General features: G+C 41.9%; 13 protein-coding genes. 4 read left to right on the forward strand and 9 right to left on the reverse strand.

All coding sequences use genetic code 11. The features are described 5' to 3' along the window. The first annotated feature begins 26 nt into the window (after positions 1–26). The 3 genes from VCASEI_RS10005 to VCASEI_RS10015 all read left to right on the forward strand — a co-directional run bounded on the left by VCASEI_RS10005 (position 27) and on the right by VCASEI_RS10015 (position 4,341). Positions 27–1,760, forward strand: coding sequence for a glycoside hydrolase family 13 protein (locus VCASEI_RS10005; RefSeq protein WP_089111230.1), 1,734 nt, complete (start codon positions 27–29; stop codon positions 1,758–1,760). 59 nt (positions 1,761–1,819) lie between these two features. Then, positions 1,820–3,448, forward strand: coding sequence for a PTS transporter subunit IIBC (locus tag VCASEI_RS10010; protein ID WP_004393983.1), 1,629 nt, complete (start codon positions 1,820–1,822; stop codon positions 3,446–3,448). Between the two features lie 86 nt (positions 3,449–3,534). Continuing rightward, positions 3,535–4,341, forward strand: coding sequence for an endonuclease/exonuclease/phosphatase family protein (locus VCASEI_RS10015; RefSeq protein WP_045332110.1), 807 nt, complete (start codon positions 3,535–3,537; stop codon positions 4,339–4,341). 267 nt (positions 4,342–4,608) lie between these two features. Here VCASEI_RS10015 and VCASEI_RS10020 read toward each other — a convergent pair whose 3' ends face one another. From VCASEI_RS10020 to guaB, 3 genes are all read right to left on the reverse strand, one after another. After that, positions 4,609–5,796 (reverse strand): tyrosine-type recombinase/integrase, encoded by a 1,188-nt coding sequence (locus VCASEI_RS10020; RefSeq protein WP_089111229.1) that lies wholly within the window; start codon positions 5,794–5,796, stop codon positions 4,609–4,611. A 307-nt stretch (positions 5,797–6,103) separates the two neighbouring features. Then, entirely contained in the window at positions 6,104–7,681 is a 1,578-nt protein-coding gene (gene guaA, locus VCASEI_RS10025) for a glutamine-hydrolyzing GMP synthase (RefSeq protein ID WP_086959449.1), read from the reverse strand. A gap of 172 nt (positions 7,682–7,853) precedes the next feature. Then, positions 7,854–9,317, reverse strand: coding sequence for an IMP dehydrogenase (guaB, locus tag VCASEI_RS10030; protein WP_086959448.1), 1,464 nt, complete (start codon positions 9,315–9,317; stop codon positions 7,854–7,856). A gap of 348 nt (positions 9,318–9,665) precedes the next feature. Here guaB and xseA point away from each other — a divergent pair, with 348 nt between their 5' ends. Further along, positions 9,666–10,997, forward strand: coding sequence for an exodeoxyribonuclease VII large subunit (xseA, locus tag VCASEI_RS10035; protein ID WP_086959445.1), 1,332 nt, complete (start codon positions 9,666–9,668; stop codon positions 10,995–10,997). A gap of 58 nt (positions 10,998–11,055) precedes the next feature. Here the strand turns inward: xseA and VCASEI_RS10040 are convergent, their stop codons facing one another. The 6 genes from VCASEI_RS10040 to ispG form a co-directional block, all read right to left on the reverse strand. Then, complete coding sequence (locus VCASEI_RS10040; protein ID WP_319020509.1) at positions 11,056–11,250, reverse strand: YfgJ family double zinc ribbon protein; 195 nt, start codon at positions 11,248–11,250, stop codon at positions 11,056–11,058. A gap of 509 nt (positions 11,251–11,759) precedes the next feature. Further along, the gene (der, locus tag VCASEI_RS10045) at positions 11,760–13,265 is read right to left on the reverse strand and encodes a ribosome biogenesis GTPase Der (protein ID WP_089111228.1); all 1,506 of its coding nucleotides are present in this window, start codon (positions 13,263–13,265) and stop codon (positions 11,760–11,762) included. A gap of 211 nt (positions 13,266–13,476) precedes the next feature. Then, positions 13,477–14,643: an outer membrane protein assembly factor BamB gene (bamB, locus tag VCASEI_RS10050; RefSeq protein WP_086959442.1), complete on the reverse strand. Its 1,167-nt coding sequence runs from the start codon at positions 14,641–14,643 to the stop codon at positions 13,477–13,479. Positions 14,644–14,655: 12 nt separating this feature from the next. Then, positions 14,656–15,273: a YfgM family protein gene (locus VCASEI_RS10055; protein WP_086959440.1), complete on the reverse strand. Its 618-nt coding sequence runs from the start codon at positions 15,271–15,273 to the stop codon at positions 14,656–14,658. A 55-nt stretch (positions 15,274–15,328) separates the two neighbouring features. Further along, positions 15,329–16,597 (reverse strand): histidine--tRNA ligase, encoded by a 1,269-nt coding sequence (gene hisS / locus VCASEI_RS10060; RefSeq protein ID WP_086959438.1) that lies wholly within the window; start codon positions 16,595–16,597, stop codon positions 15,329–15,331. A gap of 37 nt (positions 16,598–16,634) precedes the next feature. Next, entirely contained in the window at positions 16,635–17,756 is a 1,122-nt protein-coding gene (gene ispG / locus VCASEI_RS10065; protein WP_089111227.1) for a flavodoxin-dependent (E)-4-hydroxy-3-methylbut-2-enyl-diphosphate synthase, read from the reverse strand. Positions 17,757–17,772 lie beyond the last annotated feature (16 nt).

Below are 17,772 nucleotides of genomic sequence, written 5' to 3' on the forward strand. Positions count from 1 at the left end.
TAACGATAACACATATGGTATAACCGATGACACTCGCTCCTAATATGCACTCAAAACCACTCGCGTGGTGGAAGAAAGCAACCGCCTACCAAATTTATCCCCGTAGTTTTTATGATACAAACCAGGACGGTATTGGTGACATCAATGGCATCATTGCTAAGCTCGATTATCTTGCTGATTTGGGCATTGATTTAATATGGATTTGCCCATTCTATGCATCACCTAATGATGATAACGGGTACGATATTAGTGACTATCAAGCGATTCATCCTGACTTTGGAACCCTTGAGGATGTGGATGAACTAATCAGTGCTGCTCATAAACGTGGCATTCGCATTATTATGGATTTAGTGATCAACCACACTAGCGACGAGCACCCATGGTTCATTGAATCTCGAGATAACAAAAATAGCCCTAAGCGCGATTGGTATATTTGGCGTGATGGTTGTGAGCCTACCGCTGAAAAACCGACTTGCGACCCAAACAACTGGGAAAGTATTTTTCATGGCAGTGCATGGGAATATGATAAAAAAACTGCACAGTACTACTTGCACCTATTTTCAAAAAAACAACCTGATCTGAATTGGGAAAATCCTGAAGTTAAACAAGCACTATTTAAAATGATTTGTTGGTGGTTGGAGCGCGGTATTGATGGTTTTCGTGTGGATGCAATAAGCCATATTCAGAAACAACCAGGTTTACCTTCTTTACCCAATCCAAAGGGTGAAAAGTATGTCTCTTCGTTTGATTATCATATGAATGTGGCAGGGATTGAAAAACATCTGCATGAGTTAAAAGAGCAGGCGTTTGATCCCTTTAACATAGTGACAGTTGGTGAGGCTAATGGGGTGACTGCCGACAATGCATTACTTTGGGTTGCCGAAGCGACCGAGCACGATCAAGGCGGTGTTTTCAACATGATTTTTCAGTTTGAACACATGAAGCTATGGTCGGAAGAACAAAGCAACGTGCCTTTAGATCTAGTGGAGTTCAAACGCATTTTATCGCGTTGGCAAGATGCATTAGAAGGTAAAGGCTGGAATGCGCTTTATTTAGAAAACCACGATCAAGCTCGTAGCATTGATACTTTTGCCGACCCTACCTCTAGGTATGCCAGTGCTACCGCGTTAGCGAGTTGTTATTTCTTGATGAAAGGAACTCCGTTTATTTATCAGGGCCAAGAGATTGGTATGGTAAATCATCAGTTTACTTCTCTTGATGAATTTAATGATGTGTCTGCTAGAAATTTAATTCAAAAGCTATCTCAACAAGGTCAAAGCGATGCAGACATCTTAGCCTTGTTAAATCAAGTATCTCGCGACCACAGTCGCTTGCCAATGCAATGGAATGCGCAGGATTTTGCCGGTTTTTCTGAGGTGCAACCTTGGTTCTCCGTCAATCAACAGTACGCAGATATCAATGTTGAGCAACAACAGAAAGATCCAAATTCGATTTTGAGTTTCTATAAGCAGCTGATTGCTCTGCGTAAGTCAAATGTAAGTTTAGTGGTTGGCCGCTATCAATTGCTGCTACCTAACGACCCTAATATCTATGCTTATCAACGTGTTGCACAAGATATGACATGGACCATTATTACCAATTTAAGTCCACAAGAGAGCATCGTTGATATCGACCGCATGCAATTAGGCGAGTTAATGCTTGATAATCAGAATATCAACAATGAACACGTTCGCTCAGATTTTATAGCGACGCAAATTGCCCCACCTTATGCTGCGTATATATTTGCAAGAAAGCACTAAATTATATTTATCGCAGGGCCTTGATAAGGCTACCCTGCATTTAAACCAAGGAATCATTTATGAGTCAGTTACTATCTTTTGATTTTTGGCAACGATTTGGGAAATCCCTTATCGTTGTTATCGCGGTGATGCCAGCCGCTGGTATCATGATATCACTCGGTAAAGTTGTCGCAATGTATGCCGGTGGTATTGGTGCCATTGAAACACTAGGCGCTATTATGGAAAACATAGGCTGGGGGATCATAGTTAATCTTCACCTATTATTTGCTGTCGCTATTGGTGGATCATGGGCTAAAGAACGTGCAGGAGGAGCATTTGCCGCGCTGATCGCCTTCATCTTAATTAACCGTATCACTGGGGTTATATTAGGCGTGGATAACGCTATGCTCAGTGATCCCGAGGCGGTTGTGATGAGCCTATTTGGTTCTGAGCTACCTGTCTCTCAATTCTTCACTAATATTTTGGGTGCTCCTGCTCTAAATATGGGTGTGTTTATCGGTATTATGTCTGGCTATTTAGGTGCCAACTTATTTAACCGTTATCATGACTTCGCTCGCTTACCTCAGGCATTAGCATTTTTCAACGGTAAGCGTTTTGTACCTTTTGTTGTTATTTTCTATTCGATGATTATTGCGTTTGCTTTATCAATCGTATGGCCTTTAATTCAAGGTGCGCTTAATGATTTTGGTCAATGGATTGCAACCTCTAAAGACACTGCGCCGATCACTGCTCCTTTCTTGTATGGTACGTTAGAGCGCTTATTACTGCCATTTGGTTTACACCACACTTTAACTATTCCAATGAATTACACCGAGTTGGGTGGTACTTATGAGCTTTTAACAGGGGTGAATGCGGGGGCAAGTGTTTATGGTCAAGATCCACTATGGCTTGCTTGGGTTAGCGATTTAAATAATCTTAAATTAAGCGATCCGACAACTTACCAACATCTATTAGATACGGTGCATCCAGCACGTTTTAAAGCGGGCCAAGTTATTATCGCAGCGTCTTCATTGATTGGTATTGGACTTGCGATGTATCACTGTGTTGATAGTGATAAGCGCGCACAATACAAGCCAATGTTTTTATCTGCGTGTCTTGCTGTGTTATTAACCGGTGTGACAGAGCCTATTGAATTCATGTTTATGTTTATTGCTCCTGTTTTGTATGTTGCGCATGCGGTATTAACAGGGATTGCATTTGCGTTGGTCGATGTGATGGACCTACGTATACATGCCTTTGGTTTGATTGAGTTACTCACTCGTATACCTATGATGGTTTCAGCGGGAATCGGTGGTGATTTGGTTCGCTTCGCATTGGTTTCTATTGTTTTCTTTGGTGTTAACTATGGATTATTCCGTGTGCTCATTGTCAAATTTAAATTGCCAACACCGGGCCGTATGGGTAACTACCTCGATGAAAGTTCAGAATCCATGTCAGAAGATGAGAAGATGGACATTATTATTCAGAATTTAGGTGGCCGTGCCAATATTGCTGAGATTGATGCTTGTATGACTCGCTTGCGCATTACAGTTAATGACCCGCAGTTGGTTGCTGAATATGCATTATGGAAGCCGACAGGAGCACTTGGTGCTGTAATTAAAGAACAGGGAGTACAAGTTATTTATGGTCCAGGAGTGGATGTCATTAAATCTAGATTAGTTGAGAAGCTTTCAGCACAACCTGCGTAATTCATTCTCTACCCTAGATAAAATAACCTCGAGAAACGCAGCCTTGAGCTGCGTTTAACTCGCTACAATGAATAAGTGAATAATAAATGAAGTTAATGACGCTAAATACCCATAGTTGGCAAGAAGAGAAACAACTAGAAAAGTTGGATGTGGTAGCGCAAGCCATTATCGAGCAAGGGTGCGATGTCGTTGCATTACAGGAAGTGAATCAACATCAAAATAGCCCGGCTGTTGATGCCAATATATTAACTAATCACACCGTGCTCGCTGATAACTATGGATATTTATTACAGAAAAAACTCATGGAATACGGCTATCACTACCAACTTACATGGGATTTCGTTCATCAAAGTTATGACGTATATCAAGAGGGACTGGCATTCTTGACGCGACTGCCGATTGTCGAGCATGAGGTCATTGACCTAAGTGATAACTATGATGTGAACTTTTGGAAACATAGGCGAGCAGTGCGTATTAAGGTCACTTCTCAACGAGGTGATTTCAATCTTTATAATTGTCATTGCGGCTGGTGGAGTGACTCAGAGAGCTCATTTGAGGACCAGTTCAACAGAATAAAGGCAACATTATCAACAGAGTTGAGCTTTCTATTAGGCGATTTCAACAACCCAAGCCATATACGCAATGAAGGTTATGATTATGTATTACAGTGCGGTTTGATAGATTGTTATGAAATAGCAGAAATAAAAGACTCCGGAACTACTGTAATTAAAAATATTGACGGTTGGGAACAAAATAGCCAAGCGCTACGCATTGATTTGGTTCTTAGTAATCAACCGATGGTGGTAAAGCAGCATCAGGTGATTTTTAATAACGATTTTTATCCGGTTGTATCGGATCACTTTGGGGTTCTGGTGGAAGTAGACATTATTTAATGTTTATTCATAGACTAAACCTTAAGCAATACTGGACTTTTAATTACGTGACTTTGCAATACCTGTAGTTATTCAGGACTTTCTAATTTAGTAAAGGCGCTGACACGTTTTTGTCCAAAAATCAGTTACGTTGAATGTCAGTTACCTTAACAAGCTTAAAATGAGACGAGTCAAAAATGATACTTAGATGGCTGTCAGATATGATTAATTTCTCATCAAATCTGACAGATCAAGTTAAGACTTACTCGTATAATTGATAGCAAGATATTAAGTGGTCCACTCATCAATCATGTCAGACCAGTCCTGCAACATGGCCGCGCGCTGTTCTCGGTATTCGGCTTTATTGTAAACAGCCCTCACTCCTTTCTGTTCGTGCGCCAGGCATTTTTCTATCCAATCAGTGTTGTATCCTGCTTCATGCAGCAGTGTACTCGCTGTTCTACGAAGGTCATGCGGCCCAAACTTACTTAGTGACTGCCCATCCTTCTGCGCAGCCTTGTATGTTAGAGCCAATACACGATTCATTGTCGCACTGCTCATTGGGGCATCTGAGTCATAACGAGAAGGAAGAATGTAATCAGACCCACCGGCAAATGTCTTCAAGGCGATCAAAATATCCATCACCTGGCGTGACAAAAACACCAGATGCGGGTTACGTCGTTTCATCCTTTCTTTAGGGATTGTCCACAACGCTTCGCTAAAGTTAATTTCACTCCAAGTTGCATTGGTTAACTCGCTTTTACGTACCATAGTCAGCAAAAGCAACTTTACCGCAGCACGAATCGAAGGCGTGGTTCCTACCTTTTCCATATAGCGGTACATCAAACCGATCTCAGCAGGTGATAATGTTCGGTCTCTTGGCTCAAACCGAGCGATACTTGCAGGCCTCACCAAATCTGCCGGGTTCTCAACTTTCTGCCCTCTCTCAATTGCCCACCGATACACCTGGAGTACAATATCACGCGTGTGTACAGCCGTTGCGGGCGCGCCACGCTCTACTATCGCGTCAGTCAGTGCTCGCAGATCTTCATGGGTAATTTCTGTGAGTTTCCAATTACCAAATTTATCTTTAAGTTCTCGGGCATAGACTGAACGACGCATATCCCAGGTGGAATCGGCCATCTGATAGCCACGCAGCCATTTTATAGCCCAGGCACCAAAAGTTTCAGCATCTTTCGTTCTCGCCTTCGCACGGGCTTTCTCTTTGGCCGGTGACTTTCCATCAATAACCATTCTCTTCGCTTCATTGAGGCGCTCACGCGCTTCTGCTAGCGTGATGCCCCCTACTCCGTAGCGTCCAAAGGTGATGGTTTCTTGCCTGCCATTGATTGAGTAGTTGTAGCGAAAGGAGATAGACCCCGCTTTGGTGACAGCAACATAGAGGCCATCACGGTCATTGACTTTGTAAAGTTTACCTTTGGGGTTGAGATTGCGTAGCTTGGTATCAGTCAGCATGTTTCGACCTATTATTCTTATTTAATACCATGCTGAAACACCTCTAAAAAACTAGAGATTAATACTTATAAAACAGATAGATATAAAAATTTAATACCATACCCCATCAAAAACACTCAGCATGGTATCGGGCGTAATCCATGGCATTACCGATGAATCATACCCATCAAAATACCACGGTCAAACCGTGCTTGGCGTTGCCAGACATTGCCAAAAATGACTAGGCCAAAAACAAAAAAAGTCCGCAATTACGCGGACTTAAGGTTGATTTAGTGCCTGTTAATGCCAGACCTTTCTTAAAGGAAGATTATTCCCACTCAATCGTCGCGGGTGGTTTGCCTGAAATATCGTAAACCACACGAGAGATACCATCGATTTCATTGATGATACGGTTAGAAACCTTACCTAGGAAATCGTATGGTAGGTGCGCCCAATGTGCGGTCATGAAATCAATGGTTTCTACCGCGCGTAGTGATACAACCCAATCGTATTTACGGCCATCGCCCATGACGCCAACCGAGCGTACAGGTAGGAATACCGTAAAGGCTTGAGATACTTTATTATAAAGATCCGCAGCATGAAGCTCTTCAATGAAGATAGCATCGGCGCGACGTAGTAAGTCACAGTATTCTTTCTTCACTTCACCCAGTACACGCACACCTAGACCAGGACCAGGGAATGGGTGACGGTAAAGCATGTTGTACGGCAAACCTAGCTCTAGGCCAATCTTACGTACTTCATCTTTAAACAGTTCGCGTAATGGCTCAACTAAGCCCATTTCCATATCATCAGGCAAGCCGCCAACGTTATGGTGAGATTTGATCACGTGCGCTTTACCGGTTTTCGATGCCGCAGACTCAATCACATCTGGGTAGATAGTGCCTTGAGCTAACCATTTAGCATTTTGAAGTTTCTTCGATTCTTCATCAAAGATATCGACAAAAACATGACCAATAATTTTACGTTTCGCTTCTGGTTCCGCTTCGCCACCAAGTGCATCAAGGAAGCGATTTTCTGCATCAACATGAATAATGTTAAGACCGAAGTGATCGCCAAACATGTCCATCACTTGCTCGGCTTCGTTCAAACGCAATAAGCCGTTATCAACGAATACACAGGTAAGCTTAGGACCAATTGCGCGGTGGATTAGCATTGCAACCACTGACGAATCAACACCACCAGATAGACCTAGGATCACTTCATCATCGCCCACTTGCTCTTTAATGCGAGCAACCGCGTCTTCGATGATTGAAGATGGCGTCCATAGTTTGCTACAACCACAGATGTTCAACACAAAGTTCTCAAGCATGCGTAAGCCTTGACGAGTGTGCGTCACTTCTGGGTGAAATTGTACGCCGTAGAAGCGTTTTTCATCATTAGCCATTGCCGCGTATGGGCAAGTATCCGTTTGAGCAACTTTGGTGAAATCACTTGGGATCTCGACCACTTTATCACCGTGGCTCATCCAAACATCTAAAAGCGGTTTGCCATCTTCAGAGATTGCATCTTCAATGTTGGCAAACAAAGCGCAGTCTTCAACCATTTTCACTTGCGCGTAGCCAAACTCACGTTCATTAGAACCGGCGACTTTACCACCTAGTTGCTCAGACATGGTTTGCATGCCGTAACAAACGCCAAATACCGGTACGCCAGCATTAAAAACATATTCAGGTGCGCGAGGAGAACCGGCTTCTGTGACGCTTTCAGGTCCACCAGATAAGATAATACCGTTTGGATTAAATTCGCGGATATCCGCTTCGTCTACATCCCAGCTCCACAGTTCACAGTACACACCGATTTCACGGATACGACGAGCAATCAATTGAGTGTATTGAGAGCCAAAATCTAAAATTAAAATGCGTTCAGCATGGATATTGGTTGTCATTAGTGTTCTCTAATAATCTAATCAAAGTGGGTGTGGTACGAGTTTCGAGAAGACTAGCTTCCCTTTGTTTAAACTCAAACACTCGTACCATTAAAAATTTTCATAGCAAATGCCAAGTCAGATCTGGGTAAAGCTTCACCGTAATGACTCACTTTACCCATAGATTAAAGACTTACATTCTGTTGTAGTTTGGTGCTTCTTTGGTGATCTGCACATCATGCACATGCGACTCTTGCATGCCCGCACCTGAGATACGAACAAACTCAGCTTTAGTACGCATATCTTCGATGGTTGCGCTACCGGTTAAGCCCATACTTGAACGTAAACCACCCATTTGTTGGTGGATAATTTCTTTTAGGCGACCTTTGTATGCGATGCGACCTTCAATACCTTCTGGTACTAGCTTGTCTGCAGCATTATCCGATTGGAAGTAACGGTCAGATGAACCTTGAGACATCGCACCTAGTGAACCCATACCACGGTAAGACTTGTAAGAACGACCTTGGAAAAGAATTACTTCACCCGGGGCTTCTTCTGTACCTGCAAACATAGAGCCAACCATGACGCAAGATGCGCCAGCGGCAATCGCTTTACAGATATCACCAGAGAAACGAATACCACCATCAGCAATCACAGGAATGCCAAATTCAGCTGCTGCACTTGCCGCTTCTGAAATAGCCGTAATTTGCGGAACGCCAACACCCGTTACGATACGAGTAGTACAAATCGAACCCGGGCCAATACCCACTTTAACCGCATCAACACCTGCATCGATAAGAGCACGCGCCCCCGCTGCAGTTGCTACGTTACCACCGATGATTTGTAGATCAGGATATAGTGCGCGTGTTTCTTTAATGCGATCAAGTACGCCTTGCGAGTGACCATGTGATGAGTCAATCAATAGCACATCAACGCCAGCTTCAACTAACGCTTTAACACGCTCTTCGTTACCAGCGCCTGCGCCAACCGCTGCGCCAACACGCAATCGGCCGCGCTCATCTTTACAAGCGTTCGGTTTACGTTCCGCTTTTTGGAAATCTTTTGCCGTGATCATGCCTGACAGTTGGAAAGCATCATTGACGACCAATACTTTCTCAACACGATAGGCTTGCATGCATTGCTGAACTTCACTCATTGATGCGCCTTCTTTTACAGAAGCAAGGCGATCTTTTGGTGTCATTACTTGTTCAACAGTTTTAGTTAAATCGGTTACAAAACGCACATCACGACCGGTAATAATACCGACAAGATCGTTGCTTTGTGTCACAACAGGAAAACCAGCAAAACCGTGTTTCTCGGTTAATGCTTTTACATCAGCAATGGTTTCATCAGGACGGATTGTCACAGGATTGCTAACCACACCCGCTTCGTAAATTTTTACTAAGCGAACTTCTTCAGCTTGTTGCTCGATCGACATATTCTTGTGAATAAAACCGATACCGCCTTCTTGAGCTAAAGCAATAGCCAAACGAGCTTCTGTTACCGTATCCATAGCGGCAGAGATCATTGGTACATTAAGGGTGATCTTTTTAGTCAACTGAGTGCGAAGATCAGCTGTATTTGGAAGAACAGTGGAGTGTGCTGGGACGAGCAGTACGTCATCAAACGTTAAAGCTTCTTTAGCGATTCGTAACATTGCAATATCTCACATAAGAGTGTTAGAAGGATAAATCCCACTTTTTGAGTCTAAACCCATCAGCGATAAATTCATTTCGTCGTTTCGCATAACAAAATAAATTTGGGATTTGATATTGCAGCGGGATTATACGCCTCGCGCAATCGTTTGACTAGACGTTTTTATAGTTTCTTTATTAAAATTTAGTGAATAATGTAAAATCGTATTCAAGTGGCTGAAAATTGTATAATACAGGTTCTATTTGTCCGTTATTTCTAGGTTGGCACTCCCTTAGATTCGTATTTAAAGATCAAATACCGCTATACTAAGCTTCTATTTGTAACCCTATAATTGAGATTAACCACCGCCATGAGCTCTAATACCAATCCAAATATATTTACCGTTTCTCGTTTAAATGCAGAAGTCCGAATGCTGCTAGAAAATGAAATGGGGATCGTTTGGCTAGTCGGTGAGCTCTCTAATTTTTCAGCCCCAGTTTCTGGGCATTGGTATTTCTCTCTTAAAGATTCTCGAGCACAAGTGAAGTGCGCCATGTTTAAAGGGAATAATCGACGAGTCGTCTTTAAACCCGCCAATGGTAATCAAGTTCTCGTCAAAGCTCGTTTATCACTATATGAGCCTCGCGGTGACTATCAGCTTATTATTGAAAGTATGCAGCCAGAGGGAGATGGTCGCCTACAGCAAATGTTCGATGAATTAAAAATGAAACTGGCTGGTGAAGGTTTATTTGCTCAAAGCTTAAAGCAACCTTTGCCGAAAAATCCAAAGTGTATTGGGGTAATTACCTCGAAAACAGGCGCAGCACTCTATGACATCTTAGATGTATTAAAACGCCGAGATCCTAGCTTGCCCGTTATTATCTACCCTACTGTTGTGCAAGGAGAAGATGCCCCCTTTAAAATAGCGCAGGCAATTGGACGAGCAAACACTCGTAATGAGTGTGATATTTTAATTGTTGGTCGAGGTGGGGGTTCATTGGAAGATCTGTGGTGCTTTAACCATGAAATTGTGGCAAGGACAATTGCAGCAAGCCAAATACCCATCGTCAGCGCCGTCGGCCATGAAATTGATGTCACGATTGCCGATTTTGTTGCCGATGTCCGAGCACCAACGCCCTCTGCGGCAGCTGAAATAGTGAGCCGAGATAATAGCCATAAAGATCACACTCTAGTCACTAAACAGCAAAGACTTCAAAGTGCGTGGCGACAATATTTAAGTGATCAAAAAGTTCTGTTAAACCGTCTCACTCATCAATTAGAAAGACGTCACCCGCGCTACCAATTAGAAAAACAAAGCCAACGGTTGGATGACATATCTGCTCGCCTTTATAGAGCCACACGTAAAAAAATAGACATTTTGTATCGTCAATTAGAAAACACCCAGCAGAGTCTTGGCTTCTACTCACCAGCTAATACATTAAATCGTCAACGGTACAACTTACAGCAAAAGCAAGATCGTTTAATTCAATCGATGAAAAGCCAATTAATACAAAACAAACACCAGCTTGCACTGAGAGTTGAGAAGCTCGATACTGTTAGCCCTCTATCAACATTAAAACGAGGGTACTCGATTACAAAAAACAATGATGGGGAACTAATCACTCAAGTCGAACAACTAAAATCAGGTCAAGAAATTAGCACTACCTTTGCTAACGGTACTGTTCGCTCTATCGTTAAATGATCATTTCTCATCGTTAGGCTCAAATTCAACGTTGATACGAGACTTGGATTTGAGTTCATTACAAAAGAAAACAGAAATAATTTGTCACCCCACAAGCTTGAATAAGGCTTAATTTATTTCTGCAATCCGGACATGTTGTAATTTTTTCCATATCAATTTGACAATAATCGCAATGATACCTTTGTTCATCTTTAGCTGTTTTTTCTTTCCAGACCAAAAGACTTTCCCTATGAGGGCTAATATTCGACGCCATAGTAACCTCATCACATTCTATATTTCCAGTAGCCTAACATTATGACCCCCCATGAATGCATATAAATCATTTATAGCAAACATCATCACAAAGTTGTCTTCTTATGGTGTTAATTCATATCAAACTAAGATTAAATATAAATAACGCCTTTCTTGCCATTTTTTAGATCTTAATACGATCTTGAGCTTTCTTACTTCTGATCAGCGATCTACCCCTTTAAGAATATTTATATCACCATATCCCGAAAGCATAAGTTACATGTTCTGCATTTCAATTTTAAAAAGCATAAAAAACCAAAACAAACAAAATAAACCTCATGATCCAATATTTTCAATATGACTAAAATCACAATAAAGACTATAAAACTAAAAGATCATTACTTAGTAGAAGAACGCTCTGCCATATAAACATCATTTCCTATAGAAAATTTAAGACAAAAAAATACCACTCATAGGAGTGGTATTTTCAATGATAATTTCAAGGTCGATTAAAAACGCCTCATCAGATGACTACTTTTTACGGCCACGTTTAATTAAGCTAACCATACGCTTGCGTTTTTGATCTTCAGAATAACCCGCTTTCTTAGTTGGTGCTTGAGATTCAAATGGGTTTTCACTATTTTGGAACTGAATACGGATTGGCGTGCCCATAATTTCAAGTGAACGACGGAAGTAATTCATTAAATAACGCTTATAAGAATCAGGAAGCTCTTTTACTTGGTTACCGTGTACTACGATAATCGGTGGGTTATACCCTCCTGCGTGAGCATATTTCATCTTCACACGACGGCCACGCACCAATGGTGGTTGGTGATCATCTTGTGCCATTTTCATAATACGAGTAAGGACCGATGTCCCTACACGTGTTGTCGCTGATTTATATGCTTCTTGTACCGATTCAAACAAATGGCCCACACCAGTGCCATGTAAAGCCGATATAAAGTGGATACGAGCGAAATCAACAAAACCTAAACGACGGTCCAGTTCTTTCTTCACCGCTTCTTTCACATCGGTATCTAAACCATCCCATTTATTGACAGCAATAACTATCGAGCGTCCAGCATTAAGAGCAAAACCTAGCAGGCTAAGATCTTGATCTGAGATATTTTCACGGGCATCAATAATAACTAAAACAACGTTAGCATCTTCAATCGCTTTCAACGTTTTGATGACCGAAAATTTTTCCACCACTTCATTAATACGCTTACGGCGACGTACACCAGCAGTGTCAATCAAGACATATTCACGCTCATCACGTTTCATTGGAATGTAGATAGAATCACGAGTAGTACCAGGCATATCGTAAACAACAACACGCTCTTCACCCAAAATACGGTTAGTTAGCGTGGATTTACCAACATTCGGACGCCCAATGATTGCCAATTTAATTGGCTGATCTTGTAGACGTTTATACTCAGCTTCCGCTTCTTCTTCCGTGTATTCTAGTTGTTCTTCTTCTTCGTCAATATGACCGGTTAAATCTTCTATTTCTGCTTTTAACTTAGCTTCTTCTTCAGCCAATTCATCAGAGAAAGGCTTCAAAGCTTTGTCAATCAAGCTCATTACACCACGACCATGTGCCGCTGCAATTTGATAAATTTTATCCATGCCTAGCTGCCAAAATTCCGCACTGGCTGCATCAGCATCGATACCATCAACTTTATTCACGACAAGCATGGTTGGTTTTTCACGCATACGTAAATGACGAGCGATCCCTTCATCAGAAACTGTTAGCCCTGCACGCCCATCTACCATAAACAATACAACATCGGCTTCTTCTATCGCCGCTAATGATTGTTCTGCCATCTTGGTTTCTACGCCATCTTCGGTGCCATCAATACCACCAGTATCAATCACGATGAACTCATGTTCACCCGATTTTGCTTGACCATATTTACGATCGCGAGTTAAGCCTGGAAAGTCAGCAACCAGCGCGTCACGTGTACGTGTAAGACGATTAAATAACGTTGATTTACCAACGTTTGGACGCCCAACTAGAGCCACTACAGGAATCATATTTACCTCAACAATCTTTTAAAATAACGACAGCAGTTATAGGTAAGTACCATGGTGATGACACCTTACCTATAACCACTTGCTCAAGAAATTGTTCTCAACCATACTTTTCTAATTAAAACTTATGGCTAAGAATAACAACGGCTCCTATATCCGAGACGGAAAGGAGCCGATTACTCATACTCTGATAAAATCAGGGCGGCAGATTATATCATGATCCTGATGGGATCTGCATTTTCTTTATTTCACCATCACGAGTTATCACAATGAAACCATCAGCCGTTTCGATAGGTGAAACAGCAATACCTTCATCATCAATCAGTTGTTGTGCAATAAATTTACCACTAGTGCGATCCATCCAGTGTAAATAACCTTCACTATCACCAACCACTAAGTAGTCACCAATCATAACTGGTGCGGTTAACTGACGATATTGTAGAGAGCTATTATCCCACAATTTTGTTCCACTGCGGACATCAACAGCAGAGATATGATCTTTATCCGTCACAACAAAAATTCGGCTTCCATCTGTCGCTAGATCGGTCGCAGAAGAATACGCACGTTTCCACATTGGAGAACCAGAACGCAAGTCAATTGCAACAAGCTGTCCATTAATACCAACAGCATAAAGATTAGAACCGATAATTAATGGGCTAGCATCCACATCCACTAAGCGGTCAATTTCAGTTGAACCTTTTGGTGTGCCAATAGGCTGTTGCCACAATAACTGGCCCTTTTGAATCAATGCTGCAGCTAATCTGCCATTCGACATGCCCCAAAAAACACCACCAGAAACCGAAACAGGAGAGCTATCCCCACGAAGTGTTAAATTAGGTACTTCGTTACGGATTTCCCAAGCACTATCGCCCGAGTCCTGCCTCACCGCAACCAATGAGCCTTTATTGGTATGAAACATCACTAAATTTTCATCTGCTAGTGGTTTAGCCAATACTTCGCCATCCACTTTTTTCTGCCAAACGATGGAACCATCTTCTACCGATAATGCATATGCTTGGCCATTTTCAGAGCCAACAAAAACTTTGTCGTATGACGCCGTTAACCCGCCAGATAATCGAGCTGGAACATCATCACCAAGATCGACTTCCCACAGTGTTTTGCCGTTTTCAGGATCTAAAGCTTTCACTTCGCCATCACGGCTAGCGACGAATACTTTGTCATAAGCATAAACCGGTGACAATTTAGAAAAAAAATGTCCAACGCCATCACCAACGGATGCTGTCCATTCAGTACTCGGTGTAAACTCGCTTTTCACGATAGGTAAAGGCGACATTACAATAGTATCTTCTTCGCTTGAGCATCCTAAGAGCCCAAGAGCAATAACCGTTAATGCTAAACTACGACTGAACATTTTTCTCATGCAAGACATCCCTTACTTTGCAAGATCATCAATTTTAATTTGTAACGCTTGATCGGTAGAGCCATCTTGTTGCGCTTGTGTATAAGCTTTTACTGCAGACTCTTTATCACCTTTCAGCAAATAAACATCCCCCATTAGCTCTTGATTACGAGCACTCCAAGATTTAGATTTCATCGACGTAATCTTAGTAATTGCTTCATCGTATTGCCCTTGAGCAGATAACACTCGAGCAATACGGTAAGCGATCAATGGTGTTAATGCTTCATCATCCGTATGTGCTTGAGCCCATTTCAACTGAGCTAAGGCATCATCCAGTTTATTCGCTTCCACTTGCACTTTGGCTAACTGTAAAGAAGTTAAAACTGCATAAGACGTTTTATCATTTGCATCAATAAACGTTTGAGCTGAGGTTTCCGCAGCAATACCTTGCGATTGAATATCTTCAATCACAGCAGAATAACCATGAGACGCAGCTTCTTGCTCATTTGTTATCTTATCTTGGTAGTAACGCCAACCGATAAGGCCACCGATACCAACCACAACACCGATAACAACCGCTTTACCGTTTGCTCGCCACCAATCTTTAATTGCTTCTACTTGTTGTTCTTCATCAGCGTCGAAGATGCTCACGTCCTATCCTCTTTAAAAATTCGATAAATAATAGTATTGATACTCATTGTATTCATTAAATCGCATTTGCTAAATAATTCGCAAGATCAGATTGCGCGAGAGTTTGTTGCTCACCACCAGTAAGATCTTTCACGACAACAGTGTTGTCTAAAACTTCATTTTCGCCTAAAACTAATGCCATTGATGCACCGACTTTATCTGCGCGTTTAAATTGTTTTTTAAAGTTTCCGCCACCAAAATGTGTCATAAGACGCAGACCCGGCACACTTTCTCTAAGTTGTTCAGCCAACTTCATGCCATTGATTAACGTCCCTTCACCTGCAGTCACTAAATAAACATCTACTGCTTTACGGACATCATTCAATTCAAGCGTTTCAAGCATTAATACCAAGCGCTCTAAGCCCATAGCAAAACCAACCGCAGGGGCTGGTTTTCCACCTAACTGCTCGACCAAACCATCGTAACGACCACCAGCACATACTGTACCTTGCGCACCTAAACTATCAGTGATCCACTCAAAAACCGTTTTATTGTAATAATCTAAACCACGAACTAAACGTTGATTGATTTGATACTCAATTCCTGCTGCGTCTAATAAAGCACAGAGACCTTCAAAATGTTCTTTCGAATCATCATCAAGGTAATCTGCCAACTGTGGCGCATCCACTAAGATGGCTTGTATATCACGGTTTTTCGTATCAAGCACACGTAATGGATTGGTATACATGCGGCGTTTACAGTCTTCATCTAATACATCAATATGCTGTTCTAAAAATTCAATCAGTACTGCACGATAGTTTGCTCGTGATTCGACAGAACCAATTGAATTTAGTTCTAAACGAACGTGTTTATTAATACCTAATTCACGCCATAAACGTGCCGTCATCATAATAAGCTCGGCGTCAACATCGGGTCCTTGCAGCCCAAATGTCTCAACACCCACCTGATGAAATTGACGATAACGACCTTTTTGAGGGCGCTCGTGACGAAACATTGGACCCATATACCAAAGACGTTGCTCTTGATTATAAATTAAACCATTTTCAATACCAGCACGGACACAACCCGCCGTACCTTCTGGCCGTAAGGTCAAACTGTCACCATTACGGTCTTCAAATGTATACATTTCTTTTTCAACGACATCAGTAACTTCACCGATCGCACGCTTAAATAAATTAGTCACTTCAACAATAGGCATACGAATTTCGCTGTAACCATAAGAGCTGACTACATTTTTAACTGCCTCTTCCACTTTATGCCAAAGTGGGGATTGTGTAGGAAGGCAATCGTTCATGCCTCGAATTGCTTGAATTGTTTTACTCACAGTCTGTACCGTTCACTTTAATTGTCGTGGAGTGTCATTATTTATCAATGTGGTTAATCTCAATACGATTATTTGTATCTAACATGGCAGCTTTAGCGCGAATTTTTGACTCCAATTGATCAATAACATTGTCGTTATCGAAACGTTCCTTTTGGCGTTTACCATCTTCATAAAAAGCACTTTTCTTATTCCCGCCAGCAATACCCATATGTGAAACTTCAGCTTCACCTGGGCCATTAACAACACAGCCTATAATCGACACATCCATTGGGGTAATAATATCTTCTAATCGATCTTCTAATGCATTAACAGTAGCAATAACATCAAACTCTTGACGAGAACAAGTTGGGCACGCAATAAAGTTAATTCCTCTAGAACGAATACGAAGTGATTTTAAAATATCGAAACCAACTTTAATTTCTTCTACAGGATCGGCAGCCAACGAAATGCGTAATGTATCACCAATGCCTTCGGCTAATAGCATCCCTAATCCAACCGCAGATTTCACCGATCCAGCACGAGCACCGCCCGCTTCAGTAATGCCTAGGTGTAAAGGTTGATCGATCTGCTTTGCCAACAAGCGATACGATTCTACCGCTAAAAAAACATCAGAAGCTTTTACGCTGACTTTGAATTGATCAAAATTAAGACGATCAAGAATATCCACATGGCGCATCGCAGATTCAACTAAGGCTTGCGCCGTTGGCTCACCATATTTGAGCTGGATTTCTTTTTCTAATGAACCGCCATTAACCCCAATTCGAATTGGAATGTTTTTATCACGGGCACAATCAACAACAGCACGAATACGCTCTTCATTCCCGATGTTACCTGGGTTAATACGTAAGCAATCAACACCATATTCAGCCACTTTTAAAGCAATTCGGTAATCGAAATGAATATCCGCGACTAAAGGAACGTTCACTTGTTGTTTAATTAGTTTAAAAGCTTCTGCTGCATCCATCGTAGGAACAGAAACTCGTACAATGTCTGCGCCCACCTTTTCTAAAGATCGAATCTGTGCCACGGTCGCTTCCACATCTGTGGTGCGAGTGTTCGTCATCGATTGAACAGCGATTGGGGCACCGTTGCCAATAGGCACGTTACCAACATAAATTCGTGTCGACGGGCGACGTTTAATAGGAGATTCGTGATGCATAATTTATCTACGCTTA

The sequence above is a fragment of the Vibrio casei genome (assembly GCF_002218025.2).
GTDB classification, from domain to species: Bacteria; Pseudomonadota; Gammaproteobacteria; order Enterobacterales; family Vibrionaceae; genus Vibrio; species Vibrio casei.

Coding starts and splice junctions, on each gene's coding strand:
- ispG (WP_089111227.1), bottom strand. CDS start 17,756: ATGCATCACGAATCTCCTATTAAACGTCGCCCGTCGACACGAATTTAT.
- VCASEI_RS10010 (WP_004393983.1), top strand. CDS start 1,820: ATGAGTCAGTTACTATCTTTTGATTTTTGGCAACGATTTGGGAAATCC.
- guaB (WP_086959448.1), bottom strand. CDS start 9,317: ATGTTACGAATCGCTAAAGAAGCTTTAACGTTTGATGACGTACTGCTC.
- VCASEI_RS10020 (WP_089111229.1), bottom strand. CDS start 5,796: ATGCTGACTGATACCAAGCTACGCAATCTCAACCCCAAAGGTAAACTT.
- VCASEI_RS10005 (WP_089111230.1), top strand. CDS start 27: ATGACACTCGCTCCTAATATGCACTCAAAACCACTCGCGTGGTGGAAG.
- der (WP_089111228.1), bottom strand. CDS start 13,265: ATGATTCCTGTAGTGGCTCTAGTTGGGCGTCCAAACGTTGGTAAATCA.
- VCASEI_RS10015 (WP_045332110.1), top strand. CDS start 3,535: ATGAAGTTAATGACGCTAAATACCCATAGTTGGCAAGAAGAGAAACAA.
- bamB (WP_086959442.1), bottom strand. CDS start 14,643: ATGAGAAAAATGTTCAGTCGTAGTTTAGCATTAACGGTTATTGCTCTT.
- VCASEI_RS10040 (WP_319020509.1), bottom strand. CDS start 11,250: ATGGCGTCGAATATTAGCCCTCATAGGGAAAGTCTTTTGGTCTGGAAA.
- xseA (WP_086959445.1), top strand. CDS start 9,666: ATGAGCTCTAATACCAATCCAAATATATTTACCGTTTCTCGTTTAAAT.
- guaA (WP_086959449.1), bottom strand. CDS start 7,681: ATGACAACCAATATCCATGCTGAACGCATTTTAATTTTAGATTTTGGC.